The organism is Mucilaginibacter sp. NFR10 (assembly GCF_900100445.1).
In the GTDB taxonomy this organism is placed as follows: domain Bacteria; phylum Bacteroidota; class Bacteroidia; order Sphingobacteriales; family Sphingobacteriaceae; genus Mucilaginibacter; species Mucilaginibacter rubeus.
Genome location: NZ_FMTV01000003.1, coordinates 574,150 through 599,599, shown reverse-complemented (window position 1 = coordinate 599,599; position 25,450 = coordinate 574,150). Strand labels below are relative to the sequence as shown.

General features: G+C 41.4%; 37 protein-coding genes. 33 read left to right on the top strand and 4 right to left on the bottom strand.

The annotated features are described in order from the left end of the window. Window positions 1–39: 39 nt before the first annotated feature. Window positions 40–1,506 carry a hypothetical protein gene (locus BLP33_RS13805; protein WP_090529294.1) on the top strand — a complete coding sequence of 489 codons (1,467 nt, stop codon included), beginning with the start codon at window positions 40–42 and terminating at the stop codon, window positions 1,504–1,506. A 185-nt stretch (window positions 1,507–1,691) separates the two neighbouring features. Here the strand turns inward: BLP33_RS13805 and BLP33_RS13800 are convergent, their stop codons facing one another. After that, a complete protein-coding gene (locus BLP33_RS13800) occupies window positions 1,692–2,072 on the bottom strand; it encodes a type II toxin-antitoxin system VapC family toxin (protein WP_090529291.1) in 381 nt (126 codons plus the stop codon). Continuing rightward, complete coding sequence (locus tag BLP33_RS13795; protein ID WP_090529288.1) at window positions 2,060–2,266, bottom strand: hypothetical protein; 207 nt, start codon at window positions 2,264–2,266, stop codon at window positions 2,060–2,062. Before BLP33_RS13795 ends, BLP33_RS13800 begins: the two co-directional genes overlap by 13 nt. 416 nt (window positions 2,267–2,682) lie before the next feature. On the opposite strand from BLP33_RS13795, the gene rplC reads away from it, so the two are divergent. From rplC to rplQ, 29 genes are all read left to right on the top strand, one after another. After that, window positions 2,683–3,300 carry a 50S ribosomal protein L3 gene (rplC, locus tag BLP33_RS13790; protein ID WP_090529696.1) on the top strand — a complete coding sequence of 206 codons (618 nt, stop codon included), beginning with the start codon at window positions 2,683–2,685 and terminating at the stop codon, window positions 3,298–3,300. A 1-nt stretch (window position 3,301) separates the two neighbouring features. Beyond that, window positions 3,302–3,934, top strand: coding sequence for a 50S ribosomal protein L4 (rplD, locus tag BLP33_RS13785; protein WP_090529285.1), 633 nt, complete (start codon window positions 3,302–3,304; stop codon window positions 3,932–3,934). A 2-nt stretch (window positions 3,935–3,936) separates the two neighbouring features. Beyond that, window positions 3,937–4,227: a 50S ribosomal protein L23 gene (gene rplW, locus BLP33_RS13780; protein WP_090529282.1), complete on the top strand. Its 291-nt coding sequence runs from the start codon at window positions 3,937–3,939 to the stop codon at window positions 4,225–4,227. 8 nt (window positions 4,228–4,235) lie between these two features. Further along, complete coding sequence (gene rplB, locus BLP33_RS13775; protein ID WP_090529279.1) at window positions 4,236–5,063, top strand: 50S ribosomal protein L2; 828 nt, start codon at window positions 4,236–4,238, stop codon at window positions 5,061–5,063. After that, on the top strand, window positions 5,063–5,329 hold the full coding sequence (rpsS, locus tag BLP33_RS13770) for a 30S ribosomal protein S19 (RefSeq protein ID WP_022832979.1): 267 nt from the start codon (window positions 5,063–5,065) through the stop codon (window positions 5,327–5,329). Before rplB ends, rpsS begins: the two co-directional genes overlap by 1 nt. Before the next feature lie 6 nt (window positions 5,330–5,335). After that, window positions 5,336–5,764 (top strand): 50S ribosomal protein L22, encoded by a 429-nt coding sequence (rplV, locus tag BLP33_RS13765; RefSeq protein WP_090529276.1) that lies wholly within the window; start codon window positions 5,336–5,338, stop codon window positions 5,762–5,764. A 6-nt stretch (window positions 5,765–5,770) separates the two neighbouring features. Beyond that, window positions 5,771–6,643, top strand: coding sequence for a 30S ribosomal protein S3 (gene rpsC / locus BLP33_RS13760; RefSeq protein WP_090529273.1), 873 nt, complete (start codon window positions 5,771–5,773; stop codon window positions 6,641–6,643). A gap of 50 nt (window positions 6,644–6,693) precedes the next feature. Next, window positions 6,694–7,116: a 50S ribosomal protein L16 gene (gene rplP, locus BLP33_RS13755; protein ID WP_090529269.1), complete on the top strand. Its 423-nt coding sequence runs from the start codon at window positions 6,694–6,696 to the stop codon at window positions 7,114–7,116. Window positions 7,117–7,240: 124 nt separating this feature from the next. Continuing rightward, on the top strand, window positions 7,241–7,450 hold the full coding sequence (rpmC, locus tag BLP33_RS13750) for a 50S ribosomal protein L29 (protein ID WP_090529266.1): 210 nt from the start codon (window positions 7,241–7,243) through the stop codon (window positions 7,448–7,450). 20 nt (window positions 7,451–7,470) lie between these two features. Further along, the gene (gene rpsQ, locus BLP33_RS13745; protein WP_090529263.1) at window positions 7,471–7,725 is read left to right on the top strand and encodes a 30S ribosomal protein S17; all 255 of its coding nucleotides are present in this window, start codon (window positions 7,471–7,473) and stop codon (window positions 7,723–7,725) included. Window position 7,726: 1 nt separating this feature from the next. Continuing rightward, window positions 7,727–8,095 (top strand): 50S ribosomal protein L14, encoded by a 369-nt coding sequence (gene rplN / locus BLP33_RS13740; RefSeq protein ID WP_090529260.1) that lies wholly within the window; start codon window positions 7,727–7,729, stop codon window positions 8,093–8,095. A 1-nt stretch (window position 8,096) separates the two neighbouring features. Beyond that, the gene (gene rplX, locus BLP33_RS13735; protein WP_090529257.1) at window positions 8,097–8,426 is read left to right on the top strand and encodes a 50S ribosomal protein L24; all 330 of its coding nucleotides are present in this window, start codon (window positions 8,097–8,099) and stop codon (window positions 8,424–8,426) included. Beyond that, window positions 8,426–8,989 carry a 50S ribosomal protein L5 gene (rplE, locus tag BLP33_RS13730; RefSeq protein ID WP_090529254.1) on the top strand — a complete coding sequence of 188 codons (564 nt, stop codon included), beginning with the start codon at window positions 8,426–8,428 and terminating at the stop codon, window positions 8,987–8,989. Before rplX ends, rplE begins: the two co-directional genes overlap by 1 nt. Then, window positions 8,982–9,251: a 30S ribosomal protein S14 gene (gene rpsN, locus BLP33_RS13725; RefSeq protein WP_090529250.1), complete on the top strand. Its 270-nt coding sequence runs from the start codon at window positions 8,982–8,984 to the stop codon at window positions 9,249–9,251. The genes rplE and rpsN overlap by 8 nt, the downstream gene beginning before the upstream one ends. 148 nt (window positions 9,252–9,399) lie before the next feature. After that, window positions 9,400–9,798, top strand: a complete 399-nt coding sequence (gene rpsH, locus BLP33_RS13720) for a 30S ribosomal protein S8 (RefSeq protein WP_090529247.1) — start codon at window positions 9,400–9,402, stop codon at window positions 9,796–9,798. A 17-nt stretch (window positions 9,799–9,815) separates the two neighbouring features. Then, complete coding sequence (gene rplF, locus BLP33_RS13715; protein ID WP_090529244.1) at window positions 9,816–10,373, top strand: 50S ribosomal protein L6; 558 nt, start codon at window positions 9,816–9,818, stop codon at window positions 10,371–10,373. 5 nt (window positions 10,374–10,378) lie between these two features. After that, entirely contained in the window at window positions 10,379–10,729 is a 351-nt protein-coding gene (rplR, locus tag BLP33_RS13710) for a 50S ribosomal protein L18 (RefSeq protein WP_090529241.1), read from the top strand. Window positions 10,730–10,741: 12 nt separating this feature from the next. Then, entirely contained in the window at window positions 10,742–11,260 is a 519-nt protein-coding gene (gene rpsE / locus BLP33_RS13705; RefSeq protein WP_090529238.1) for a 30S ribosomal protein S5, read from the top strand. A gap of 6 nt (window positions 11,261–11,266) precedes the next feature. Then, window positions 11,267–11,446, top strand: a complete 180-nt coding sequence (rpmD, locus tag BLP33_RS13700) for a 50S ribosomal protein L30 (RefSeq protein WP_022833274.1) — start codon at window positions 11,267–11,269, stop codon at window positions 11,444–11,446. 4 nt (window positions 11,447–11,450) lie between these two features. After that, a complete protein-coding gene (gene rplO, locus BLP33_RS13695; protein ID WP_090529235.1) occupies window positions 11,451–11,897 on the top strand; it encodes a 50S ribosomal protein L15 in 447 nt (148 codons plus the stop codon). 5 nt (window positions 11,898–11,902) lie between these two features. After that, window positions 11,903–13,246, top strand: coding sequence for a preprotein translocase subunit SecY (secY, locus tag BLP33_RS13690; protein ID WP_090529231.1), 1,344 nt, complete (start codon window positions 11,903–11,905; stop codon window positions 13,244–13,246). Between the two features lie 6 nt (window positions 13,247–13,252). Then, window positions 13,253–14,044, top strand: coding sequence for a type I methionyl aminopeptidase (map, locus tag BLP33_RS13685; protein ID WP_090529229.1), 792 nt, complete (start codon window positions 13,253–13,255; stop codon window positions 14,042–14,044). A gap of 64 nt (window positions 14,045–14,108) precedes the next feature. After that, window positions 14,109–14,327, top strand: a complete 219-nt coding sequence (gene infA / locus BLP33_RS13680) for a translation initiation factor IF-1 (RefSeq protein ID WP_022833270.1) — start codon at window positions 14,109–14,111, stop codon at window positions 14,325–14,327. 4 nt (window positions 14,328–14,331) lie between these two features. Continuing rightward, a complete protein-coding gene (gene ykgO / locus BLP33_RS13675; RefSeq protein ID WP_022833269.1) occupies window positions 14,332–14,448 on the top strand; it encodes a type B 50S ribosomal protein L36 in 117 nt (38 codons plus the stop codon). A gap of 90 nt (window positions 14,449–14,538) precedes the next feature. Then, window positions 14,539–14,916, top strand: a complete 378-nt coding sequence (rpsM, locus tag BLP33_RS13670; RefSeq protein ID WP_090529226.1) for a 30S ribosomal protein S13 — start codon at window positions 14,539–14,541, stop codon at window positions 14,914–14,916. A 142-nt stretch (window positions 14,917–15,058) separates the two neighbouring features. Continuing rightward, complete coding sequence (gene rpsK, locus BLP33_RS13665) at window positions 15,059–15,448, top strand: 30S ribosomal protein S11 (protein ID WP_090529224.1); 390 nt, start codon at window positions 15,059–15,061, stop codon at window positions 15,446–15,448. A gap of 67 nt (window positions 15,449–15,515) precedes the next feature. Next, entirely contained in the window at window positions 15,516–16,124 is a 609-nt protein-coding gene (gene rpsD / locus BLP33_RS13660) for a 30S ribosomal protein S4 (RefSeq protein ID WP_090529221.1), read from the top strand. A gap of 178 nt (window positions 16,125–16,302) precedes the next feature. Beyond that, window positions 16,303–17,295: a DNA-directed RNA polymerase subunit alpha gene (locus BLP33_RS13655; RefSeq protein WP_090529218.1), complete on the top strand. Its 993-nt coding sequence runs from the start codon at window positions 16,303–16,305 to the stop codon at window positions 17,293–17,295. A gap of 159 nt (window positions 17,296–17,454) precedes the next feature. Continuing rightward, complete coding sequence (gene rplQ, locus BLP33_RS13650) at window positions 17,455–18,006, top strand: 50S ribosomal protein L17 (RefSeq protein WP_090529215.1); 552 nt, start codon at window positions 17,455–17,457, stop codon at window positions 18,004–18,006. Between the two features lie 110 nt (window positions 18,007–18,116). On the opposite strand, the gene BLP33_RS13645 is transcribed toward rplQ, so the two are convergent. Next, window positions 18,117–18,611, bottom strand: coding sequence for a GNAT family N-acetyltransferase (locus tag BLP33_RS13645; protein WP_175490011.1), 495 nt, complete (start codon window positions 18,609–18,611; stop codon window positions 18,117–18,119). A gap of 314 nt (window positions 18,612–18,925) precedes the next feature. Beyond that, a complete protein-coding gene (locus tag BLP33_RS13640) occupies window positions 18,926–19,216 on the bottom strand; it encodes a hypothetical protein (protein WP_090529209.1) in 291 nt (96 codons plus the stop codon). 261 nt (window positions 19,217–19,477) lie between these two features. Here BLP33_RS13640 and dnaK point away from each other — a divergent pair, with 261 nt between their 5' ends. From dnaK to BLP33_RS13625, 3 genes are all read left to right on the top strand, one after another. Then, complete coding sequence (dnaK, locus tag BLP33_RS13635) at window positions 19,478–21,379, top strand: molecular chaperone DnaK (RefSeq protein WP_090529206.1); 1,902 nt, start codon at window positions 19,478–19,480, stop codon at window positions 21,377–21,379. A 428-nt stretch (window positions 21,380–21,807) separates the two neighbouring features. Continuing rightward, window positions 21,808–24,612 (top strand): leucine--tRNA ligase, encoded by a 2,805-nt coding sequence (leuS, locus tag BLP33_RS13630; RefSeq protein WP_090529202.1) that lies wholly within the window; start codon window positions 21,808–21,810, stop codon window positions 24,610–24,612. Between the two features lie 325 nt (window positions 24,613–24,937). Continuing rightward, on the top strand, window positions 24,938–25,429 hold the full coding sequence (locus tag BLP33_RS13625) for a hypothetical protein (protein ID WP_090529199.1): 492 nt from the start codon (window positions 24,938–24,940) through the stop codon (window positions 25,427–25,429). The last annotated feature ends 21 nt before the right edge of the window (window positions 25,430–25,450 follow it).

Here is a 25,450-nt window from a genome sequence, read left to right as displayed (position 1 = left end):
GTTTAGACTCAAATCTAAAAAGCCTTAAACGAAATTTAAGTGAACAGATACCTAACCCAAAGATTTGTTTTAAGTGCCCTTTTTATAATCGCAATAATATTAGCGGGGATTCAATTTTTAAGCGACCGGGGCGTATGGCTTGATGAAGCTGTATTAACCCTTAATTTAATACACCGTAATGCTGTTGGTCTGTTCCGGCCTCTTGATTATAATGGGGTTGCGCCTGTGTTGTTCCTGCTTATTCAAAAAGCATTTATATCGCTGGTGCCCAGATCTGATTATGCGCTTAAGGTATTTCCACTTATCTGCTATTTGGCGTTCCTGCCTCTGTTTGCCCGGATACTAAGCAGGCTTTTCAAAAGCATTTACAGCATTATTTTAGGATTGAGCCTGGTTGTTTTTAATCAAACCATAATTTATTACTCGAGCGAGGCCAAGCAGTATATTGTCGATCTTCTGGTAATTACCATATTCTATTATCTGTTGATTGAAGAGAAAGCATTAAAGGGGTTTTACTATAAGCTTTTGGTACTGGGCTTAATCTGCATATATCTCTCCAACATCACACCGATTATCCTGCTTACGGTTGATGTATACCTGTTTTATAAATCGAGATCGGAAAATAGGCCCCTGGGCAGGCATTTTATAATCACCAATTTGTGTTGGGGTGTTTTCTTTGCTTTATATTATTTTGTGTTTATCTACAGCCACCCAACACAACATAAAATGGTTGGTTACTGGTCAAACGCGGGTGCTTTTATGCCCCTTGATTCGTCGTTTTGGGGGTGGATAGCAGGTCGTTTTCACGGCATTTTTTATTTTCTTTTTTACTTCGGGCAACTTATCGGGAGCTGTATTATGGCATTATTCGGCTTGGGGGTCATACTGTTGGTTAGGTACAGAAGATACGATCTCATGATATTAACATTACTGCCGGTTTGCGTCCATCTTGTTTTATCCGGGCTTAAATTATATCCATTTGAAACCCGCTTATATTTGTACTTAACCCCTGGCCTGGTCATTACGTGTGTATTTAGCTGTGAGTTTTTAGTCACCGGGCTATCTCATCTGAGATTTGGAAAAGTTATCGGTTTTATCTTTTTACTGCTTCCGGCATTAATGGCCAGGGTTGTATTTATACATCAGCCACCGTACACGCAGCATGATGATATTAAAAGGGGGATTGAAACCATCAATAAAAAATTTGAAAAAGGCGATGCCCTTTATACCGGCAACTTAACAGGCTTACCGGTAAAATACTATAAAGATTTAGGTATTATAAATGAGGGGCTCGATGTAATCTATAGGGATGGCCTTTTAAATACGCATCCTCCTTATGCCGTTAAGCGTTTGTGGGTACTTACATATTCCGTTGAAGATCAACCCCGGAAACTTTCTGAACTATTGAAAAGCAGGCAATTAATAAAAAAAGACAGTTTTGAAACCCGCGGCGGTGTACGCTTTAGCTTGTTTGCGCAAGACAATGCACTTGTTCAAAAAAAATAGTTGCCATAGTAAAGAACTGAATATTTAGAAAGGCCTTAATAGAAACAGCAGGAGGATTTCATTTTTCGGAATGCTGGCTTATGGTGTCCGACTGTTAATTGTTTGCATTAGGGTACAAAAAACATTGTTTAGTTAATGTTGGAGGAACTAAAAGTGACAAAAAAACTGATTTTCTGAAATAGGAGTTAAACCGTCCATGGATTAGATACTATTAACCCTTTTATTTTTTTAAAGTCACCGGTATTGCGTGAAATCAGCGTAAATCCAAGCGATTTGGCGGTAGCTGCTATGATGGCGTCGGGAGTTTTTATCTTGTGTGCCTTTTTAAGTTGAATAGTCTGATCTATAATTTCATCCGATAATGGAATCATTATACAAGCACCAATAAATTCATTTAATAATTGGTCAGTTTCAGGAGAATTTTTATAGCCTAATACTTCAATTTTTACAATTACAGAAACAACAGGAGTTTCATTGATTACATCATTCATCCAAAGCATACCTTTTTCAGGCAGATTGCCGCTCAGATAATCAATTATAGCGTTGCTATCAATCAAATATCCCATTCTTTACGGCTTTGTTTAATGTGTTCCTGGAGTTTCTCAGCATCAGCGATTGGTAATTTGCCAGCAAATTTATCTGATAACTTTATTTTAGGAGAGGAAGTGTTTTTGAGAACTTTGATCAAATGCAACTTTTCAAGCTCCCTGAGCAGGTTATATGCGTTTTGATTAGTTACTTCTATAAGTAAAGTATCCATTATTTGAAGTTTAAATTCAAATTTATGAAATTCCAATCATTAAATTTAAGCCCTGATCATTGGGATGGCAATTATTGTAGTTGGCATAGCGGATATGGGCTATAGTAACCTTCCCCTTAATCCCCCCAATCTTTAAAAATTTCCCCGGCCCATCTTCAGTTTTACGCCGTCAACCGGGTGATGCGGTAACATACCATCCAAAATGGCTGCGAAAAGTCAAAAAATCAAACCGGCTAATGCTTAGCCAAATACCTTTCAAACATATGTTAAAACGCGGATGCAAAAATTATAAAAAAATAACTTACTAACTATTTGATAATTAATACAAAGTTTCTATCTTTGCCGTCCCTTTCGGGGGAGAAATATGCCTTGAACGAAGCCCTACTGCTTCGATGGGCACAAAAACAATTAAAAAAATGTCAGGAATTATTGGTAAAAAAGTAGGAATGACCAGCATTTTCGACGAAACAGGGAAAAACATTCCCTGCACAGTAATCGAAGCTGGCCCTTGCGTGGTAACACAAGTTAAGTCTGTGGATACAGACGGATACGCTGCTGTTCAGTTAGCGTATGGCGACAAAAAGGAAAAAAACACTTCTGCCCCTCTAAAAGGACACTTCCAGAAAGCCGGTAGCGCTCCAAAGCGTAAACTGGTTGAATTCAAAACTTTCGAAGATCAAAAAGCATTAGGCGACACCGTTACTGTCGACATTTTTGCTGCGGGAGATTTTGTTGATGTGGTAGGTACCTCAAAAGGTAAGGGTTTTCAGGGTGTGGTAAAACGTCATGGTTTTGGCGGCGTGGGTATGCAAACTCACGGTCAGCACAACCGTTTACGTGCGCCAGGTTCTTTGGGTGCGTCATCATGGCCATCACGTGTATTTAAAGGTATGCGCATGGCAGGTCAAACCGGAAACGCCCGTGTTAAAATACAAAACCTTGAAGTAGTTAAGGTTTTCGCGGAGCAGAATCTGTTAGTAGTTAAAGGTTCCATCCCCGGAGCTAAGGGTTCATTCGTAATAGTGGATAAATAAGATGGAAGTTAACGTATTAAACGTATCAGGTAAAGAAACAGGTGCCAAGGTGCAGCTTCCTGAGTCGGTTTTCGGTATTGAGCCAAATGATCACGCTATCTATCTTGATGTTAAGCAATTTCTTGCTAACCAGCGTCAGGGTACACACAAATCAAAACAGCGTAATGAAATTGCAGGTTCAACCCGCAAATTATACAAACAAAAAGGTACAGGCGGTGCCCGTGCCGGTGGTATTAAATCACCATTATTTAACGGTGGTGGCCGTGTATTCGGTCCGCAGCCACGCGATTATAGCTTCAAATTAAACAAAAAGCTTAAATCACTGGCCCGTAAATCAGCTTTATCATACAAAGCAAAAGATAACAATATTTTAGTGTTAGAGGATTTTAGCTTTGATAGTATCAAAACTAAAAACTACATTAAATTGGAGGCCGATCTGAATGTTACTAATGAAAAAACATTATTAGTAGTAGCATCTGCCGAAAATAACAATGTGTATTTATCAAGCAGGAACCTGAAGAAAAGCAAAGTAATTTCAGTTGAGCAGCTTAACACTTATGATGTGTTAAACGCAGGCAAGCTGTTGTTAACTACAGGTGCTGTTAAAACTTTGGAGGAAGCATTAGCTAAGTAATTATGGAAATTTTAAAACAACCCCTACTTACTGAAAAAGTTACTCAGTTAACTGACAAGCTTAACCGTTATGCTTTCAAAGTTGATCACAGGGCTAACAAAATTCAGATCAAGAGTGCCATTGAGGCAATGTACGGTGTAAACGTTACGGCGGTAAACACCATGAAATACGTCGGCAAACTTAAAACTCGCAATACTAAGGCAGGCGCCGTTCAGGGCCGTTCAGCTACTTACAAAAAAGCGATCATTACGTTAAAGGACGGAGAAGTAATTGATTTTTACAGCAATATATAATTATAGAAATGGCAGTAAAGAGATTTAAACCGGTTACCCCGGGTACCCGCTTCAGAGTTGATGTATCTAATTCAGATATCACAACAAACGTTCCTGAAAAATCGTTGGTTGTAGCATCAAACAAAAGATCGGGCGGTCGTAACAACAGCGGTAAAATGACTATGCGCTACTTAGGTGGTGGTCATAAACAAGCATACAGGTTAATTGATTTTAAACGTAATAAGTTTGATATCCCGGCAAAAGTTGCAACTATCGAGTACGATCCTAACCGTTCGGCACGTATAGCCCTGCTACACTTTGCTGATGGCGAGAAAAGGTACATGATTGCTCCGGAAGGCTTAACAGTTGGTACAATAGTAACAGCAGGCGAAACAGCAGCTCCCGAAGTAGGTAATACCTTACCATTAAAGAATATCCCTCTTGGTTCGATCATTCACAACATTGAGTTAAACCCTGGCCAGGGTGGTGTAATTGCCCGCAGCGCCGGTACTTACGCTCAATTATCAGCACGTGATGGCAAATATGCTATCATCAAATTGCCTTCAGGCGAAACCCGCATGATCCTGTCAACTTGTTTGGCAACTATCGGTACCGTTTCAAATGGCGAAAGAGCAAACGCTGTGTTAGGTAAAGCCGGCCGCAAACGCTGGTTAGGCCGCAGGCCAAGGGTACGTGGTGTAGCTATGAACCCGGTAGATCACCCTATGGGTGGTGGTGAAGGCCGTGCCTCAGGTGGTCACCCACGTTCACGTAAAGGTTTATTAGCTAAAGGCTACAAAACCCGTGACAAGAAGAAAACATCGGATCGTTACATCATTGAAAGAAGGAAGAAATAATGGCTCGTTCAATAAAAAAAGGACCTTACATCGATCATAACTTAGATAAGAAAGTTATGGTACTGAATGATGCAAATAAAAAATCAGTTGTAAAAACATGGTCACGTCGTTCCATGATCTCTCCTGATTTCGTTGGTCATACATTCGCAGTACACAACGGTAACAAGTTTATCCCTGTGTACGTAACAGAAAACATGGTTGGACACAAGCTGGGAGAGTTTGCCCCAACCCGTACATTCCGCGGACACGCAGAAAAGAAAAAATAACAGGCAATGGAAGCAACAACAAAAATTAAAAAGTCTGTACTGATCAGGCAACAAAAAGAAGCTGCGAAAGCTCTTGTAGGCGGCGCTTCTGTTGCTAAGTTACAGGACTGCCCAACTTCACCACGCAAAATGCGTTTGGTGGTTGACTTGATCCGCGGTGAAAACGTTGAGAAAGCGTTATACATATTGAAATTTACTAACAAAGAAGCTGCTATTCGTGTAGAGAAACTTTTGTTATCAGCTATCAAAAACTGGGAAGCAAAAAACGAAGGCAAACGTGTTGAAGACAGCAACCTTTTTGTTAAGGAAGTATCTGTAGGCGGTGGCCGTCAGTTAAAAAGGTTACGCCCTGCTCCGCAAGGAAGGGGATACCGTATCCGCAAACGCTCAAACCACGTAACACTTGTTGTGGATAGTAAAAACGATAACAATTAATTTGAAATGGGACAGAAAGCACATCCAATAGGTAACAGGTTAGGAATCATCAGAGGTTGGGATTCTAACTGGTTCGGTGGCAACAACTACTCCGATAAATTAGTTGAAGACGAAAAAATCCGCAAATACCTTTCAGCTCGTATTGCTAAAGGTGGTGTATCTAAAGTAGTTATCGAGCGTACTTTAAAACGCATTACCGTAACTATCCACACTGCCCGTCCGGGTATTGTGATCGGTAAAGGCGGTCAGGAAGTTGACAAGATCAAAGAAGAGTTGAAAAAACTTACCAAGAAAGAAGTTCAGATCAACATTTTCGAGATCAAACGTCCTGAGCTTGATGCACAATTAGTTGCAGAAGGCATTGCAAAACAATTAGAAGCACGTATCTCTTTCCGTCGTGCCATGAAAACCACAATCGCTGCAACCATGCGTATGGGTGCCGAAGGTATCAAGGTAATGACTTCAGGCCGTTTAGGCGGCGCTGAGATGGCACGTAGCGAGCAATATAAAGAAGGCAGGATTCCTTTGCACACTTTCCGTGCTGACATCGACTACGCATTAGCAGAAGCATTAACTACCTATGGTAAAATAGGTGTTAAAGTTTGGATCTGCAAAGGCGAGGTTTATGGCAAACGCGATCTTTCTCCAAACATTGGCGGTACCAGCAGCGCAAGCGGCAAAGGTGGCAGGCCAGAGGGCGGTGCACCAGGCTTTGGTGGCCGTGGTAACGAAAGAGGCGGCGAGCGCGGCGGTGAGCGTCGTGGCGACAGGAAACCAGGTGGCGATCGTCGTGGCGGTGGTAACCGTCCAGGCGGACAAGGTGGAAACCGTCCGGGTGGACAAGGTGGAAACCGTCCGGGTGGCCCAGGTAAGAGATAATAATTAAAGTACAAGACAAATATCGAATAACGATATAAAAGCTTAAGAAAATGCTACAGCCAAAAAGAACGAAGTTCAGAAAGATGCAAAAAGGCAGGATGAAAGGTTTAGCCACCCGTGGTGCTGAACTTTCATTCGGATCTTTTGGTGTTAAATCACTCGAAGCGGCATGGATCACCAGCCGTCAGATCGAGGCTGCACGTATCGCTGTAACACGTTTTATGAAACGTGAAGGACAGGTTTGGATCAGGATATTCCCTGACAAACCTGTAACCAAGAAACCTGCAGAGGTACGTATGGGTAAAGGTAAAGGTGCTCCTGAATACTGGGTTGCGGTAGTACGCCCCGGAAGGATCATTTTTGAAGCCGAAGGCGTGCCTTTGGAAGTTGCTAAAGAGGCTTTACGCCTTGCAGCACAGAAATTACCGGTGCAAACTAAATTTATTGTACGTAGGGATTACGTAGAAGCATAAATTGAGGAGTTAGTTGAAGAGTTGTAAAGTTTTAATGTTGTGAAGTTAGATGCCGAATTTCACCATTCAAATAAAAACAATACAACGTTTAAACTTACCAACAGACAACAAATAACAAAGAAAAATGAAGAACTCAGAAATTTTGGGCCTATCAACTGAAGAGATTGTTGCTAAGATCAGCGAGGAAAGGGCTACCCTTACCAAATTGAAATTTGCTCATGCAGTTTCAGCTATTGAGAACCCGTCCCGTATAACCAAAGTACGCAAAGGAATTGCTCAGTTAAATACTGAATTAACAAAACGTAAAGCGGCGGCCGCTTCTGAAAAGAATTAATTTTTTAAACATTAGTAAAAATGGAAAGAAATTTAAGAAAAACACGTACCGGCCTCGTAGTAAGCAACAAGATGGAAAAATCTATTGTTGTGGCCGTTGAGCGTAAGGTGAAACACCCTATCTATGGTAAATTCGTAAAGAAAACTACCAAATTCAAGGCTCATGATGAAAACAATACCTGTGGCGTAGGCGATACAGTATTGATCATGGAAACCCGCCCGCTGAGCAAAACCAAAAACTGGCGATTAGTTGAAATTTTAGAAAGGGCTAAATAAGATGGTACAACAGGAATCAAGATTAACAGTAGCCGACAATAGCGGCGCTAAAGAAGTTTTAGTGATCCGTGTATTGGGTGGTACCGGTAAAAGGTATGCATCAATCGGCGATAAAATTGTGGTTACCGTAAAAAGCGCTTTACCATCAGGTAACGTGAAAAAAGGTACCGTATCAAAAGCCGTAGTTGTGCGCACTAAAAAAGAGATCCGCAGAAAAGACGGTTCATATATCCGTTTCGACGATAACGCAGCTGTGTTGTTAAACAACCAGGACGAGCCAAGAGGTACACGTATCTTTGGCCCTGTTGCAAGGGAACTGCGCGAGAAACAATTTATGAAAATTGTATCATTAGCACCGGAGGTATTGTAACATGGAAAAGAAAGTAAAATTAAAGATCCGTAAAGGCGACCTGGTTAAAGTTATCGCCGGCGATTCAAAAGGATCACAAGGCAAAATCGTTGAGGTTTTGGTAGATAAGAACAGGGCTATTGTTGAAGGTGCCAATATGGTATCAAAACATACTAAACCTAATGCTGCTAACCCTAACGGCGGAATTGTTAAACAAGAAGCTGCTATACATATTTCAAACCTAATGCTGGTTGATCCTAAAACAGGTAATACAACCCGTGTTGGCCGTCAAAAAAATGACGCCGGCAAATTAGTAAGGGTAGCAAAAAAATCAGGGGAGGAAATTAAGTAATGACTTACGTACCAAGATTAAAATCAAAATACAAGGACGAAATCCGCACCGCACTGAAAGATAAATTTCAGTACAAAAGCGTAATGCAGGTTCCTAAATTGGAGAAAATTGCCATTAACCAGGGTGTAGGTGGTGCAACTACCGACAAGAAATTGATCGAAAACACCATCACCGAGTTAACTACCATCACTGGTCAGCAAGCAGTATCTTCAAAATCTAAAAAAGATATCTCAAACTTTAAATTGCGTAAAAATATGCCGGTTGGCGTACGTGTTACCCTGCGTGACAACACAATGTACGAGTTTTTGGATCGTTTAATCGCTGTAGCCCTGCCACGTATCCGTGACTTCAAAGGCATCAACGATAAAGGTTTTGATGGCCGCGGCAACTATACATTAGGTATTACTGAGCAAATTATCTTCCCTGAGATAAATATTGACAAAATCAATAAAATCCAAGGTATGGATATTACCTTTGTAACCTCCGCAACAAACGATGTTGAAGCATTGGAGTTGTTGAAACAATTTGGTTTACCATTTAAAAATCAAAATAGCAATGGCTAAAGAAGGTGTAAAAGCACGTGAAGTAAAGCGCGCAAAATTAGTAGCTAAATACGCTGAAAAAAGAGCTGCTTTAAAAGAAGCTGGCGATTACGCTGCTTTAGATAAATTACCAAAAGCATCATCACCGGTAAAACTGCACAACCGTTGCAAATTAACCGGCCGCCCTCGTGGTTATATGCGTCAGTTTGGCATTTCACGTGTTACATTCCGTGAAATGGCTCTTGAAGGCAAGATCCCGGGAGTAAAAAAAGCAAGCTGGTAAGCAAAAGCTGAAAGCAAAAGGCGAAAAGCGTAAGGCATAAAAGCTTTAGGCTTTTTGCTTTATGCATTGAGCTTAAAATGAATGAATTAACCGATGGAAGGTCGCCCGGGATGTTACCGGAAGGAAACCACCGTCATAACACAATAAAATGAATACAGATCCAATCGCAGATTATCTTACAAGAGTAAGGAATGCTATTAAAGCCAACCACCGGGTTGTTGAAATTCCTGCATCAAATCTGAAGAAGGAAATCACTAAGGTGCTTTTCGACAAAGGTTACATTGCAAATTATAAGTTTGAGGATAATGGTCCTCAGGGCACTATCAAAGTTGCTTTGAAATACCACCCGATAACTAAAATTTCTGCTATCCGCAGCATTTCGCGCATCAGCAAACCAGGTTTGAGGAAATACGCAGGTATGGAAAACATGCCACGTGTATTAAATGGTTTAGGTATCGCCATCCTGTCAACTTCTAAAGGCGTTATGTCTGATAAAGAAGCTCGTCAGCAAAATGTTGGTGGTGAGGTTTTATGCTACGTTTATTAACAGAAGAAATTTAAGCAATGTCAAGAGTAGGAAAAGCACCGATAGCACTGCCACAGGGAGTAACCATTACAGTTTCAGCAGATAATGTTGTTACCGTAAAAGGTCCTAAAGGCCAGTTGCAACAGGCAATTGATAGCGATATCACTATTGCACAGGAAGACGGTCAGTTACTGGTTCAACGCCCGTCTGATCAAAAACGTCACAAAGCGTTACATGGTTTATACCGCGCGCTTTTAAATAACATGGTAATTGGTGTAACCGAAGGTTACAAAGTAACCCAGGAATTAGTGGGTGTAGGTTACCGTGCCACCAATACCGGTAATACATTAGATTTAGTGTTGGGTTTCTCTCACCACTATGTATTTGAATTACCGCAAGAAATTAAAGTTACAACCACTGCTGATAAGGGTAAAAACCCAACCATCATCCTTGAATCAATTGACAAACAGTTAATTGGCCAGGTAGCAGCTAAAATCCGTTCATTACGCGCACCAGAGCCTTACAAAGGTAAAGGTATCAAGTTCCAGGGCGAGATTTTGAGAAGAAAAGCAGGTAAATCAGCATCTAAAAAATAATCGTCATGGGAGCTAAACTATCAAGAAGAGACAGGATTAAAAAAGGCATCAGGAAACGCCTTTCAGGGTCAACAGAACGTCCCCGCCTGTCAGTATTTAGAAGTAATAAAGGTATTTATGCGCAGATCATTGACGATGTAACCGGTAAAACTTTAGTTTCAGCATCATCTTTATCAAAAGATTTTGCCGCTGAAGGTACAAAATCAGATCAATCAGTAGCTGTAGGCAAACTGGTAGCTTCAAAAGCTATCGCTGCAGGTATTAAAGATGTGGTTTTCGACAGGAACGGTTACCTGTACCATGGCCGTGTTAAGTCATTGGCCGAAGGTGCACGTGAAGGTGGTTTAAACTTTTAATCGAAAAGAGAAATGTCAACAATCAACATAAAAAGAGTAAAAACAAGCGAGATCGAATTAAAAGACCGCTTGGTAAGCATACAGCGTGTTGCCAAAGTAACCAAAGGCGGCCGTACTTTCAGCTTCTCTGCTATCGTGGTAGTAGGTGATGAAAACGGTGTTGTAGGTTACGGTTTAGGTAAAGCTAAAGAGGTAACTGAAGCTATTGCTAAAGGCATTGATGATGCTAAAAAGAACCTGGTAAAAGTTCCAATCATTAACGGAACTGTACCTCATGAGCAAATTGGTAAATTTAGCGGTGGTTTTGTTTTCATTAAACCAGCTGCTAACGGTACCGGTGTAATTGCTGGTGGTGCTATGCGTGCCGTATTAGAATCGGCAGGTGTACACAACGTATTGGCAAAATCAAAAGGTTCATCAAACCCGCACAACGTGGTAAAAGCAACCGTATCGGCATTAGCCCAGTTACGTGATGCAAATACAGTAGCACAACAGCGCGGAATTAGTTTAGGTAAAGTATTTAACGGATAATCAGTCATGGCTAAGATCAAAATAACACAGATTAAGAGCGTGATCGACAGAACGGAACGCCAGAAAAAAACAATCGAGGCTTTAGGCTTGCGTAAAATTAACCACAGTGTGGAAGTTGAGGCTACACCTGCTATAGTTGGGATGGTTAGGAAAGTGAACCACCTGGTAGCGGTTGAAAATATTTAATATCATGAATTTAAGTAATTTAAAACCTGCAGAAGGTTCAACCAAAAATAGAAAAAGAATTGGCCGTGGTACAGGTTCTGGCCGTGGCGGTACGTCAACCCGTGGCCACAAAGGCGCCGGTTCACGTTCAGGTACCAGCACCAAGGTAGGCTTTGAAGGCGGTCAGATGCCTTTACAGCGCCGTGTGCCTAAAGTGGGCTTTAAAAACCCTAACCGTGTTGAGTACACAGGTGTAAACCTTGACGTACTTCAGGAATTAGTAACAAAGTTTTCGCTTACTGCTGTTGATTTTGATACTTTGAAAGAGCACGGTTTGGTATCACGTAACGACCTGGTTAAGATCCTGGGTCGTGGTGAGCTTACTGCCAAATTAGAAGTTAAAGCACATGCATTTACTGCTACAGCTCAAAAAGCTATTGAAGCTGCAGGTGGTACCATAGTTAAGTTATAATTTCGATGAAGAAATTTTTCACCACATTATCCAATATCTGGAAAATCGAAGATCTGAGAGTGCGTATTACTAACACACTCTTATTTCTTTTAATATATCGTGTAGGCTCATTCGTGGTTTTACCGGGCGTTAACGCCGCGGTAGCATCAACTCAAAAGGCAGAAGGATTAGTAGGATTGCTGAATATGTTTGCAGGAGGATCGTTTTCACGTTCCTCTATTTTCGCGTTAGGTGTTATGCCTTACATTTCGGCTTCAATTGTGGTGCAACTGCTGGGTATTGCCGTTCCGTATTTTACCAAATTGCAAAAAGAAGGTGAAAGCGGTCGCAACAAGCTTAACCAATGGACCCGCTACCTGACAATAGGTATTACCTTTTTACAGGCTATAGGTTACCTTAAGTCGCAGGTTGCTGCTGATGCAAGGACTATTGCCGATCCTTTTACCTTTATCTTCATTAACACGTTTGTGTTAACGGCAGGTACATTATTTGTAATGTGGTTAGGCGAAAAGATCACCGATAAAGGTATCGGTAATGGTATCTCACTTATTATTATGGTGGGTATCATTGCTCAGTTACCAATGGCGTTTACTACCGAGTTCGTTTCGCGTAATGGCGGTGCCGGTGGTTTAATTGCTTTCATTGTGGAGATCGTAGGTCTTATTGGTGTAGTAATGTTTACTATACTGATAGTACAGGGAACACGTAAAATTTCGGTACAATACGCTAAACGTATTGTGGGTAACAAACAATATGGCGGTGTACGCCAGTATATACCTTTAAAGGTTAATGCTGCAGGTGTAATGCCAATCATATTTGCTCAGGCATTGATGTTTATCCCGCAAACTGTATCGCAGTTTTTCCCTAACGTATCATCAAACGGTATATTGATAGCTTTAGCTAACTATAACTCATGGGAGCATAACCTGTTGTTTGGGATATTGATCATCCTGTTCACTTACTTCTATACCGCCATTACGGTTAATCCTAACCAAATGGCCGATGATATGAAGAAGAATGGTGGCTTTATCCCGGGCATTAAACCAGGCCGTACTACTGCAGAGTTTATTGATGGCGTAATTTCAAAGATCACTTTACCAGGATCAGTATTCCTGGCTATTATAGCAATCATCCCGGCATTGGCCAGTTTGGTTGGTGTATCTCCGGTATTCGCAAGGTTCTTCGGCGGTACATCGCTGATCATCCTGGTGGGTGTTGTTTTGGATACATTACAGCAAATAGAAAGTCACCTGTTGATGCGCCATTATGATGGTTTAATGAAAACCGGACGGATTAAGGGACGTACAGCTATGCCTGCCGCTGCCGGTACCAGTCCGACAGCGATTTAATTAGCAATGTCAAAAATCAATTATAAGTCTGTCGAAGAGATAGAACTCATAAGAGAAAGTTCTTTACTTGTTTCAAAAACACTCGGAGAGATAGCTAAGGTTATTGCTCCGGGTGTTAAAACAATTGAACTGGATAAGCTTGCCGAAACCTTTATACGGGACAACGGCGGGATTCCTGCCTTTTTAAACTATCACGGATTTCCTTATTCACTGTGTATCTCCCTGAATGACCAGGTTGTACACGGCTTCCCCGGATCGCATGTTTTAACTGAGGGCGACCTGGTATCAGTTGATTGCGGCGTTGTTTTAAATAAATACTACGGCGACTCGGCTTATACCTTTGCCATTGGTGAAGTTAACGACCAGGTTAAAAAGCTGATGCGTGTAACGCAGGAATGCTTAAAGCTGGGTGTTGAAAAGGCGGTTGTAGGGATGCGTATTGGTGATATAGGATACGCGGTACAGGAGCATGCCGAAAAGAACGGCTTTGGTGTAGTAAAGGAACTTGTTGGCCATGGTGTAGGATTAAAGCTGCACGAAAAGCCCGAAGTACCTAACTATGGCAAACGCGGTGCCGGTATCAAACTGGAGGAAGGCATGGTGATAGCCATTGAGCCCATGATCAATGCCGGCCGTGCCGGTGTTAAGTTTTGGGATGATGGCTGGACAGTTTCAACATCTGACAAGAAACCTTCGGCACATTATGAGCATACAGTAGCGGTACGAAAAGGTACTCCAGACATTTTATCGACGTTTGATTACGTAGAAAATGTTTTAAAAGAAAAAAATAATAATTAAATAATTTTTTATTAATTTTGCATCCCGGTTTTAGGGCGGATAATTAAGTAATAATCAACAAAATATGGCTAAACAATCTTCGATTGAGCAAGACGGTACAATTAGAGAGGCATTGTCAAATGCAATGTTCAGAGTTGAACTTGAAAATGGTCATGAGATTATAGCGCACATATCGGGCAAAATGCGTATGCACTACATCAAAATTCTTCCTGGCGACAGGGTGAAGCTGGAAATGAGTCCATACGATTTAACAAAGGGTAGAATAACCTATAGATATAAATAAAAAGATGAAAGTTAGAGCATCCATCAAAAAGCGCAGCGCTGATTGCAAGATCATCCGCCGTAACGGGAAACTTTACGTTATTAACAAGAAGAACCCGAAGTTTAAACAACGCCAGGGCTAAGAACAATTACTGAATTGGAGAATGATTGAATTACTGATGATAGCGATTCGATAATTCAATAATTCGATAACTCAATAAATTACAAGAAATATGGCAAGGATATCAGGTATTGATTTACCAAAGAATAAAAGAGGAGAAATCGGACTTACTTACATTTTCGGTATTGGCCGCTCAACAGCTCAAAGAATTTTGACTGAGGCTGGTATTGATTTTAATATCAAAGTACAAGACTGGACCGATGAGCAATTATCTTCTATACGCGGAATTATTAACGACCAAATTAAGGTTGAAGGTGCGTTACGTTCAGAAGTGCAGCTTAACATTAAGCGTTTGATGGATATTGGTTGTTACCGCGGTACACGTCACCGTAAAGGTTTACCATTACGTGGTCAGCGTACTAAAAACAACTCACGTACCCGTAAAGGTAAACGTAAAACAGTTGCTAACAAGAAAAAAGCTACTAAATAGTGATTGGTGCTTAGAGGTTAGAGATTGGTTAATTACCGCTTGATAACCTTTAAATCATCAGGAATACCTCATTTTGACAGTATAATTAATGGGTCCGGATTATTCGCTAATTCAGTAATTCATTAATTCAAAAATTAAAAAAATGGCTAAAGCTAAAAAAGTAACCAAGAAACGCATTGTGATTGTTGAGCCTGTTGGCGAAGCACACATCAATGCTACTTTCAACAACATCATCATCACCCTTACCAACAAAACAGGCCAGGCAGTTTCTTGGTCATCAGCTGGTAAAATGGGTTTCAAAGGTTCAAAAAAGAATACTCCTTACGCTGCCTCACAAGCTGCTGCCGATTGCGGTAAAGTTGCTTATGACTTAGGCTTACGTAAAGTTGAAGTATTTGTAAAAGGCCCAGGTGCCGGTCGTGAGTCAGCTATCCGTACTTTGCAAACTGCAGGTATCGAAGTAACTACGATTAAAGATATTACACCGCTTCCACACAACGGTTGCCGTCCTTCAAAAAGAAGAAGAGTTTAATTAACATATTTTTTAAAGCTAAGATTCGGCAGCTGCAGGCTGCATGATACTTTAAGAACACACAAAAATGGCCAGATATACAGGACCAAAATCCAAAATTGCCCGTCGTTTCCGTGAGCCGATCTTCGGTCCGGACAAAGCGTTAGAACGTAAAAACTATCCTCCGGGCATGCACGGTGCTTCAAAACGCCGTGGAAAGCAATCAGAGTACTCTACTCAGTTGCAAGAGAAACAAAAAGTTAAATACACTTATGGTGTATTAGAGCGTCAGTTCGAAAACTTATTTCACCGCGCTTCTGCTAAAGAAGGTATCACAGGCGAAAACCTGTTGAAATTCCTGGAAGCACGTTTAGATAACGCTGTTTTCCGTTTAGGTATTGCTCCTACACGTTCGGCAGCTCGCCAATTGGTTAACCACAAACACATCACTGTTAACGGTGCTGTTGTAAACATCGCTTCATATGCATTGAAAGCTGGTGATGTGGTTGCAGTACGTGAAAAATCTAAATCATTAGAGGCTATCACTACTTCAGTAGCCGGTAGAAGAATCAACAAATACAGCTGGTTAGAGTGGGATGCGAACAACCTTACAGGTAAATTCCTTAACTATCCTAACCGCGATGAGATCCCTGAAAACATCAAGGAAAACCTGATCGTCGAGTTGTACTCTAAATAAGATATGAGATATCAGATGTGAGATTTGAGAGTTTTTTCAAATCTCATTTCTGGTTTTCGTATATATGCAAATCACAAACAAAAGATTTGAATAAGCGTTTGAACAGCAGAGTAAATCTCACATCTCAAATCCCATATCTCAAATCAATTATCAAGTAAACAATAAATAAAGGATATAAATGGCAATTTTAGCATTTCAAAAACCAGACAAGGTTATCATGCAAAAAGCAAATGATTTTGATGGTACGTTTGAATTTCGTCCGTTAGAACCAGGTTTTGGTGTAACCATTGGTAATGCTCTGCGTCGTATCTTACTTTCATCACTTGAAGGTTATGCAATTACTTCTGTTCGTTTTTCGGGAGTAACGCATGAATTTTCAACCATCAAAGGTGTTGTTGAAGACGTAACCGAGATCATCCTGAACCTTAAACAAGTTCGTTTTAAGAAAACAGGTGAATCTGGCGACAGCGAGAAAATATTTGTTATTGTAAATGGCCAGGATGCATTTAAAGCAGGAGATATCACCAAATTCTCTAACAACTTTACTGTATTAAATCCTGATTTGGTACTTTGCAATATGGACCCGGCTGTAACGCTTGAAGTTGAGCTTACTGTAGGCAAGGGCCGTGGTTACGTACCAAGCGAGGAAAATAAAAATCCTGATGCTAACGTAGGTGTGATCGCTATCGACTCGATCTATACGCCGATCAAAAACGTAAAATATACCATCGAAAACTATCGTGTTGAGCAAAAAACCGACTATGAGAAATTAGTATTGGATATTGCTACCGATGGTTCGATCCACCCTGAAGATGCTTTGAAAGAAGCAGCTAAAATCCTGATCCAGCACTTTATGCTGTTCAGTGATGAAAACATGATGCTTGAAGCACAAGCTAAAGAAGAAACCAAAGAAGTGGATGAAGAGATCCTGCACATGCGCAAGATCCTTAAAACCGAATTGGTTGATCTTGACCTTTCTGTACGTGCCCTTAACTGCCTTAAAGCTGCTGATATCCGCAGCCTGGCCGACCTGGTGTCGTACGATGTTGCTGACATGTTGAAATTCAGGAACTTTGGTAAAAAATCGTTAACTGAAATCCAGGACCTGGTTAAATCAAAAGGCTTATCTTTTGGCATGAACCTGTCTAAATTTAAGTTAGACGAAGAATAATAGAGGAGCAAGACTGCGAGAAGCAAGAGGCAAGATAGATTTTAGATCTTGCCTCTTGATTTCTTGACTCTTGATTCTTGTTGCAAACATTAAGCGAAAGCATAATTCCGAGGGCTTGAGCCTATCGCCCAACGGTATGCACGTGAAATATATAAAACAATGAGACACGGAAACAAAAACAATCACTTAGGCCGTACTACCAGCCACCGCAAAGCGATGCTGGCTAACATGGCATCTTCGCTTATTTTACACAAGCGTATCACTACAACATTAGCAAAAGCAAAAGTTTTACGCGGTTATGTTGAGCCACTTTTAACAAAATCAAAAAACGATACTACGCACTCACGTCGTACAGTATTCAGCTACCTGCAGGATAAAGACGCTACATCAATCGTTTTCCGCGAAATCGCTGAAAAGATTGCTAACCGTCCGGGTGGTTATACCCGTATCATCAAGTTAGAAAACCGTTTAGGCGATAACGCCGAAATGGCAATCATCGAACTTGTTGATTACAACACTGTTTACGGTGCTGACGCTGCTGCTCCTGCTAAGAAATCAGCCCGTCGTCGTGGTGGTTCTGGTGCAAAAGCTAAAGCTGCTGCTCCTGTAGCTGCAGAAGAAGCTGTAGTAGTTGAAGACGTTAAAGAAGAACCGGCTGCTGAAGCACCTGCACCTTCTGAAAACGAAGAAAACGCTGAAAAAGGCGAATAATTAATTATTCGGTTTAACGGATACTAAAAACGGCCCACTCATTTGAGTGGGCCGTTTTTTATGTAATTGACTGCCGGTTTTAGGTAAAATCATGGCGATTCCTGATCTGTTTACTCGCGGTTCAGGCTATAAGTCAATAAGTATTCAACTTCATTCATCAAAGTGAAACTGCACTTTTCCAATATCCTTCGTGATGGCAGGTTATCTGCATAAGTATGCACTATGATAGCTTTCACAAATTCATGTGTAAATGCCCATTGCGAAAGTAATTGTAAAGCTTCTGTAGCATAACCTTTGTTATGCTGGTTGGCGTCGATCATATAGCCAATCTCCGCCTCGCCGGCATCATTAGGATAACCGGCAAAGCCCATGCCGCCGATGACGGTATGGGTGCTTTTAAGAACGATCTCCCAGCCAGTATACCATAGGTATTTATCCGGGAAGGCGAGCGTATTAGGCAGCCAGAAACTATCGAAAGCATCATCAATTTCTTTGAGATATAAAGGGTCGATCAGCATAGCTGAAGGTGTTAAGCCTAATGATAGCTCCAGCAGCTTACGGTTTTGTTTAAGCAATAATAATTGCGCGTGTGTTAACGGTATCATTTGTAACCGTTGTGATTGTATAGAAAACATTTTGTGTTTGGAATTAAATAACAATAAGAAACCAGTTCGCTTTTTTAAAGTGAAGGTACAGCCGGTGTGCTATGGCTGTTTGTTAAGCAATTCCAGGCAATGTAATAAGCCTGTTGGGGGTTTTAAGTAACAGAGGCGGTTGTTTTATTGAAGTAAATGTAATGATTTTAATTAGAAGCGTTTAATGATTGTCCGAATTAAACGAATTGACGAATTTTTTTGAATTTGTTTAGCATTCTGTCAATTCTTTAATTCTATAAATTCCGGCTCAAACAAATTCACCATCACTCATCAATATAAAACTTGATATCATTAAAGCGGCTGCGCCCTTCGCGTACAAAGTTGCCGTCGATATTATATAGTACATCGCCAAAGAGGCTGCGACCTTTCCTGATCAGGTTGTCGTCAATATTGCAAACTACATCGCCAAACATCCCCTGGCCCTTTTTTACTATTTTGCCATCTATGGTATATAAAATATCGCCAAACCTGCCCTGGCCTTTCCGCACATAGCTGCCATCGATAGTGTATAATATTGTTCCAAATTTATTATTGCCCTCCCTGACGTACTTCATGATTGATACCTTTGATTCGAAGTTTCAAGTTAGTCGATATCCTGCCAATTAACAAACCAAATAATAACCTTTTGCCTTTAACCTTTCGCCTTTTACCTCAAACAGTCCTGCCAACCTGTCATCACAAAGTAAGTTATCCTGTCGCCTTGTTCATGAACTGACAATTACAGGCAATTTTTACTGCCATTGGCATATTGGCACAGGCATTGATAAACAGCAATGGTAAGTAAACAATAAATCAAAAAGAAAAAACAATCATATATGTCTAAAATAATTGGAATCGACTTAGGAACAACAAACTCCTGCGTTGCTGTAATGGAAGGTAACGAGCCTGTTGTTATAGCTAACAGCGAGGGTAAACGTACTACGCCGTCTGTAGTAGCTTTTATTGATAATGGCGAACGTAAAGTTGGTGATCCTGCAAAACGTCAGGCTATCACAAACCCTACAAAAACCATTTCGTCAATTAAACGCTTTATGGGTAACCAGTTTAGTGAAGTTACAAGTGAAGCGGCACGTGTACCTTATAAAGTAGTTAAAGGTGACAACAACACTCCTCGTGTTGAAATTGGCGACCGTAAATATACCCCGCAAGAAATTTCTGCAATGATTCTTCAGAAAATGAAGAAAACTGCCGAAGATTTCTTAGGTACCGAAGTAACCGAAGCGGTTATTACCGTTCCTGCTTACTTTAACGACGCTCAGCGCCAGGCAACTAAAGAAGCTGGTGAAATTGCCGGTTTAAAAGTACGCCGTATCATTAACGAACCTACTGCTGCTGCATTAGCTTACGGTTTTGATAAAGCTCATAAAGATATGAAGATAGTTGTGTTTGACTGCGGTGGCGGTACACATGACGTATCTGTACTTGAATTAGGCGACGGTGTATTTGAAGTAAAAGCTACCGATGGTGATACTCATTTAGGTGGTGACGACTTTGACCAGGTAATTATTGACTGGTTAGCCGACGAGTTTAAAAACGACGAAGGCATTGACCTGCGTAAAGACCCAATGGCTTTACAACGTTTAAAAGAATCGGCTGAGAAAGCTAAAATTGAGTTATCAAGCTCTGCTCAAACTGAAGTTAACCTGCCATACATTACTGCAGTTGACGGTATGCCTAAGCACTTAGTTAAAACATTAACTCGTGCTAAATTTGAGCAATTAGCTGATAGCCTGATCAAACGTACTATTGAGCCTTGTAAATCGGCTTTGAAAAACGCCGGTTTAAGCACTTCTGATATCGACGAAGTGATTTTGGTAGGTGGTTCAACCCGTATCCCTGCTATCCAGGAAGCTGTACAAAAATTCTTTGGTAAAGCTCCTTCAAAAGGTGTTAACCCTGATGAAGTTGTGGCTATCGGTGCTGCTATCCAGGGTGGTGTATTAACCGGTGAGGTTAAGGATGTGTTATTGCTTGACGTTACCCCACTTTCATTAGGTATCGAAACCATGGGTGGTGTAATGACTAAACTGATCGAGTCAAACACTACTATCCCTACTAAAAAATCTGAAACGTTCTCAACCGCCAGCGACAGCCAGCCTTCAGTTGAGATCCACATATTACAGGGTGAGCGCCCAATGGCTGCGGGTAACCGTACTATAGGCCGTTTTCACCTGGATGGTATTCCACCTGCGCCTCGCGGTGTACCACAAATCGAAGTTACTTTCGATATTGATGCTAATGGTATCCTGCACGTATCTGCAAAAGATAAAGCTACAGGTAAGGAGCAAAAAATCCGTATCGAAGCTTCTTCAGGTTTAACTGATGCCGAGATCAAAAAGATGAAGGACGAAGCTGAGGCTAATGCCGATGCTGACAAAAAGGCAAAAGAAGAAGTTGAAAAACTGAACGCTGCTGATGCCCTGATCTTCTCGACTGAAAAACAATTGAAAGAGTACGGCGATAAGATCCCTGCTGATAAAAAAGCACCTATCGAAGCTGGTTTAGCTAAATTGAAAGAGGCTTATTCAGCTAAAAACTTTGACGCTATCGAAGCTGCACAAACCGAGCTTAACACTGCCTGGACTGCTGCATCTGAAGATATGTACAAAGCTTCTGCCGAAGGTGCTCAAGGCGCACCAGGTGCCGGTGATAACGGTGCAGGCGCGCAAGACAACTCTGACACTGTAACAGATGTTGATTTTGAAGAAGTGAAATAATAAGTTTTTATATAATGAAAAGCCCGGTTTGGTTAATTCCATCCCGGGCTTTTTTTGTGGGGAGATATTGCCTGGTTGCAGAGTGGGGGGACCTGCGCAGCTATAACTGATCATAATATAAAGCAACGTAAGCCCCAGCTGCGCTACGTATTTATAGCCCAGTAAATACCTAAGAGCACTACACTAAAATCTGTAAACTTTTTTAGGACGAGACATAAAGAACGGTTTTAACTGCGGAGATTCATCCTGTTGAAATTTTAGATTGATTAATTTTGTGCGTTAACCTAAATATGCAAAAGCTCCTGATAGGTTAAACTCCATAGCAAATTGTTTAAAAAGACACCATTAACCGTCAACTAATCCATTAATAACTACTAAACTAATAGGGAAATGCTTAATTTCGCAACCTCATACGCGTAAAACATAAAATGGACTACCAATTTAAAGAGATAGAGCAAAAGTGGCAGCAGTTTTGGGCACAAAACCAAACCTTCAAAGCCGAAGACAAAAGCAGTAAGCCCAAATATTATGTGCTGGATATGTTCCCTTACCCCTCAGGGGCTGGCCTGCACGTTGGGCACCCGCTGGGCTATATCGCTTCTGATATTTTTGCACGCTACAAACGCTTAAAAGGCTTTAACGTATTGCACCCTATGGGCTATGATAGCTTTGGCTTGCCGGCCGAGCAATACGCCATACAAACCGGTCAGCACCCTGCTATAACTACCGAAGATAATATTGCAACCTATCGCCGCCAGTTGGACCAGATCGGCTTTTCGTTCGACTGGAGCCGCGAGGTGCGTACCAGCTCTCCCGATTATTATAAATGGACCCAGTGGATCTTCATGCAACTGTTTAACAGCTGGTATAATAAAGATGCCGACAAGGCCCAGTCAATTGATCAACTGGTAGCACATTTTGAAACCAAAGGTTCTGCCGGTATCAATGCCATTTGTGATGATGAAATTTTAAGTTTTACTGCCGATGAGTGGAAAGCGTTCAGCAATGAAGAACAGCAGTCCGAATTGTTAAAATACCGCCTTACCTACCTGCGCGAAAGTACCGTAAACTGGTGCCCCGCTCTTGGTACCGTATTGGCAAACGACGAAGTAAAAGACGGCTTTAGCGAGCGTGGCGGCTACCCCGTTGAACAAAAGAAAATGACCCAATGGAGCATGCGCATTACCGCATACGCCGAAAGGTTATTACAAGGCCTTGATACTATCGACTGGCCAGAGCCTTTGAAAGAAATGCAAAGGAACTGGATTGGTAAAAGTACTGGTGCTTCAGTTAAATTCCCGATAGATAAATCAGGTCATAACGCTGCTTTGGGCACCAATTTTATCGAAGTGTTTACCACAAGGGTTGATACTATTTTCGGTGTCACCTTCTTGGTAATTGCTCCTGAGCATGAATTAGTTTCTGCATTAACTACACCTGAGCAAAAGGCAGAAATTGAAGCTTACGTTACTCAAACCAAAAAGAAATCGGAGCTTGACAGGATGGCTGATGCCAAGACTGTATCAGGCGCGTTTACCGGCAGCTATGTGCTTAACCCGTTAAATGGGCAGCAAATTCCAATCTGGATCGCTGATTATGTTTTAGCCGGATATGGAACAGGCGCGGTTATGGCCGTACCATCAGGCGATCAGCGTGATTACCTGTTTGCAAAGCATTTTAATTTGCCGATAGTACCGATCCTCGATATTCAAAATATCGAAACCGAGGCTGACCCAACTAAAGATGGCACCTATATCAACTCCGATTTTATAAATGGCTTAGCTTACAAAGAAGCAACCGCCGCGGTGGTTGCCAAACTGGAAGAGATCAATGCCGGTAAAGCCAAAGTTAACTTCAGGATGCGTGACGCCATTTTCGGCCGTCAACGTTACTGGGGCGAGCCGGTGCCGGTTTACTTTAAAGAGGGTTTACCTCATTTAATTAATGAAAGCCACTTGCCATTACTATTGCCCGAAATTGATAAATATCTCCCCACCGAAACCGGCGAACCGCCGTTAGGTCGTGCAGAGGATTGGAAATATGAAGGTGGTTTGCCTTACGAGCTAAGCACCATGCCGGGCTGGGCTGGCTCAAGCTGGTACTGGTACCGTTATATGGATGCCCAAAACGATAAGGAGTTTGCATCGCGCGAGGCTATTGAATACTGGAAAGACGTTGATTTGTACATCGGTGGCAGTGAACATGCAACGGGTCACCTGTTGTACAGCCGTTTCTGGAATAAGTTTTTGAAAGACCTTGACCTGGTTGTTGAGGAAGAGCCTTTCAAAAAATTAATCAACCAGGGCATGATCCAGGGCCGTAGTAATTTTGTTTACAGGCTGATTGACGAGGAAGGCAAAGGTACCAACACCTATGTATCGCACGGATTGATCAAAGAACATAAAACTACGCCGATACACGTTGATGTTAACATTGTTGAAAACGAAGTATTAAACATTGCCAAGTTTAAACAATGGCGACCTGAATTTGCAGATGCTGAATTTATCCTGGAAAACGGCAAATACATCTGTGGCGTCGAAGTTGAAAAAATGTCGAAACGGTATTACAACGTTGTAAATCCGGATGATATAGCAACCCGCTTTGGTGCCGATACCTTACGGATGTATGAGATGTTCTTAGGTCCGCTGGAGCAGAGCAAACCGTGGAATACCAATGGTATTGAGGGTGTTTTCAAATTCCTGCGTAAATTCTGGAGGTTATTCCATAATGATGCCTGGGAGTTTGGCGTAAACAATGCCGCTCCGTCAAAAGCCGAGTTGAAATCATTGCATAAGATCATTAAAAAGGTTGAAGAAGATATCGAGCGTTTTTCGTTCAATACTTCGGTATCCAGCTTCATGATCGCTGTTAATGAATTAACCGACCTGAAATGCAACAACCGTGCGATATTGCAGGATATGGTGATCATCCTTTCGCCTTATGCGCCGCACATTTGCGAGGAGCTTTGGTCGTTATTGGGTAATGCTGATGGTACTTTATCATACGCACCATTCCCTAAATTTAACGCGGAGTATTTGGTTGAAGACGAGTTTGCTTACCCAATCTCTATCAACGGTAAAATGAAAATGAACCTAAGCATCTCGTTAAGCCTTGATGTTAAAGAAATAGAAGCCTTTGTTTTGGCTAATGCCGATGTGCAAAAATACCTGGATGGTAAAACTCCTAAAAAACTGATTGTAGTAAAAGGCAGGATTGTAAATATGGTGGTTTAATCCCCCCTTAAACGGGTACTTTTTGGATTTTCAACCCTGGTTTTGCAACGCAAGGCCAGGGCTTTTTTTATTACCTGAAATAAAGATGTCAAATCCCGAAATACTTCGAAAGGCGGGAACGGGCGACGACAGGGTAAGAAATCTTATCTGCCTTGTATAGCCCTTGGCAGGGTATATAGGATTTTTCTATCGCCCTAACGTACAAATCATCCCGATGACATCCTGAAAATTCTAATCACATTCTAATTTCTTTCTTAAACCGTTTTAATGCCCGGTACCGACTATTGTATCAACAAACAGTAGTAAACACAAAAAAGGTATCATCATGAAAACATTAAACATTATCATCCCGTCTGATTTCACCTTATCATCATTAAACATTATACCTGTTTTGGCAGAGCGCTATCCGGATCAAAAGCTCAATATATCGCTCGTTCATTTCCTCCAATTGTCCGACTCTATATCCGATCTGCTATTATTATCCCGCAGAAGCAGGGAATATCAGCTCATCAGCGATGAATTTTACGCCGGTTGTACTATGCTGAAGAATGACTATGCAGACCGGATAGAAAACATCACCCCCGATTTTTTTTATGGCAACACGGTGGCTGTATTTAAAAACTATCTCGAAGAAAAAGAGACAGGCCTGATTGCCATGCCCGAAAACCACAGCTATGCAAGGTTAACACCTAACAGTTTTGACCCTACCATATTGATGCAACGGAGCGGGTATAAAATAATTACCCTTAAAGCTGAGGTTAAACAGCCTTTAATCATCGTTAATGCCGAAGCAGAGCATGAGCTGCTGGAGGTTTAATATTTATTAAAATCATTTAAA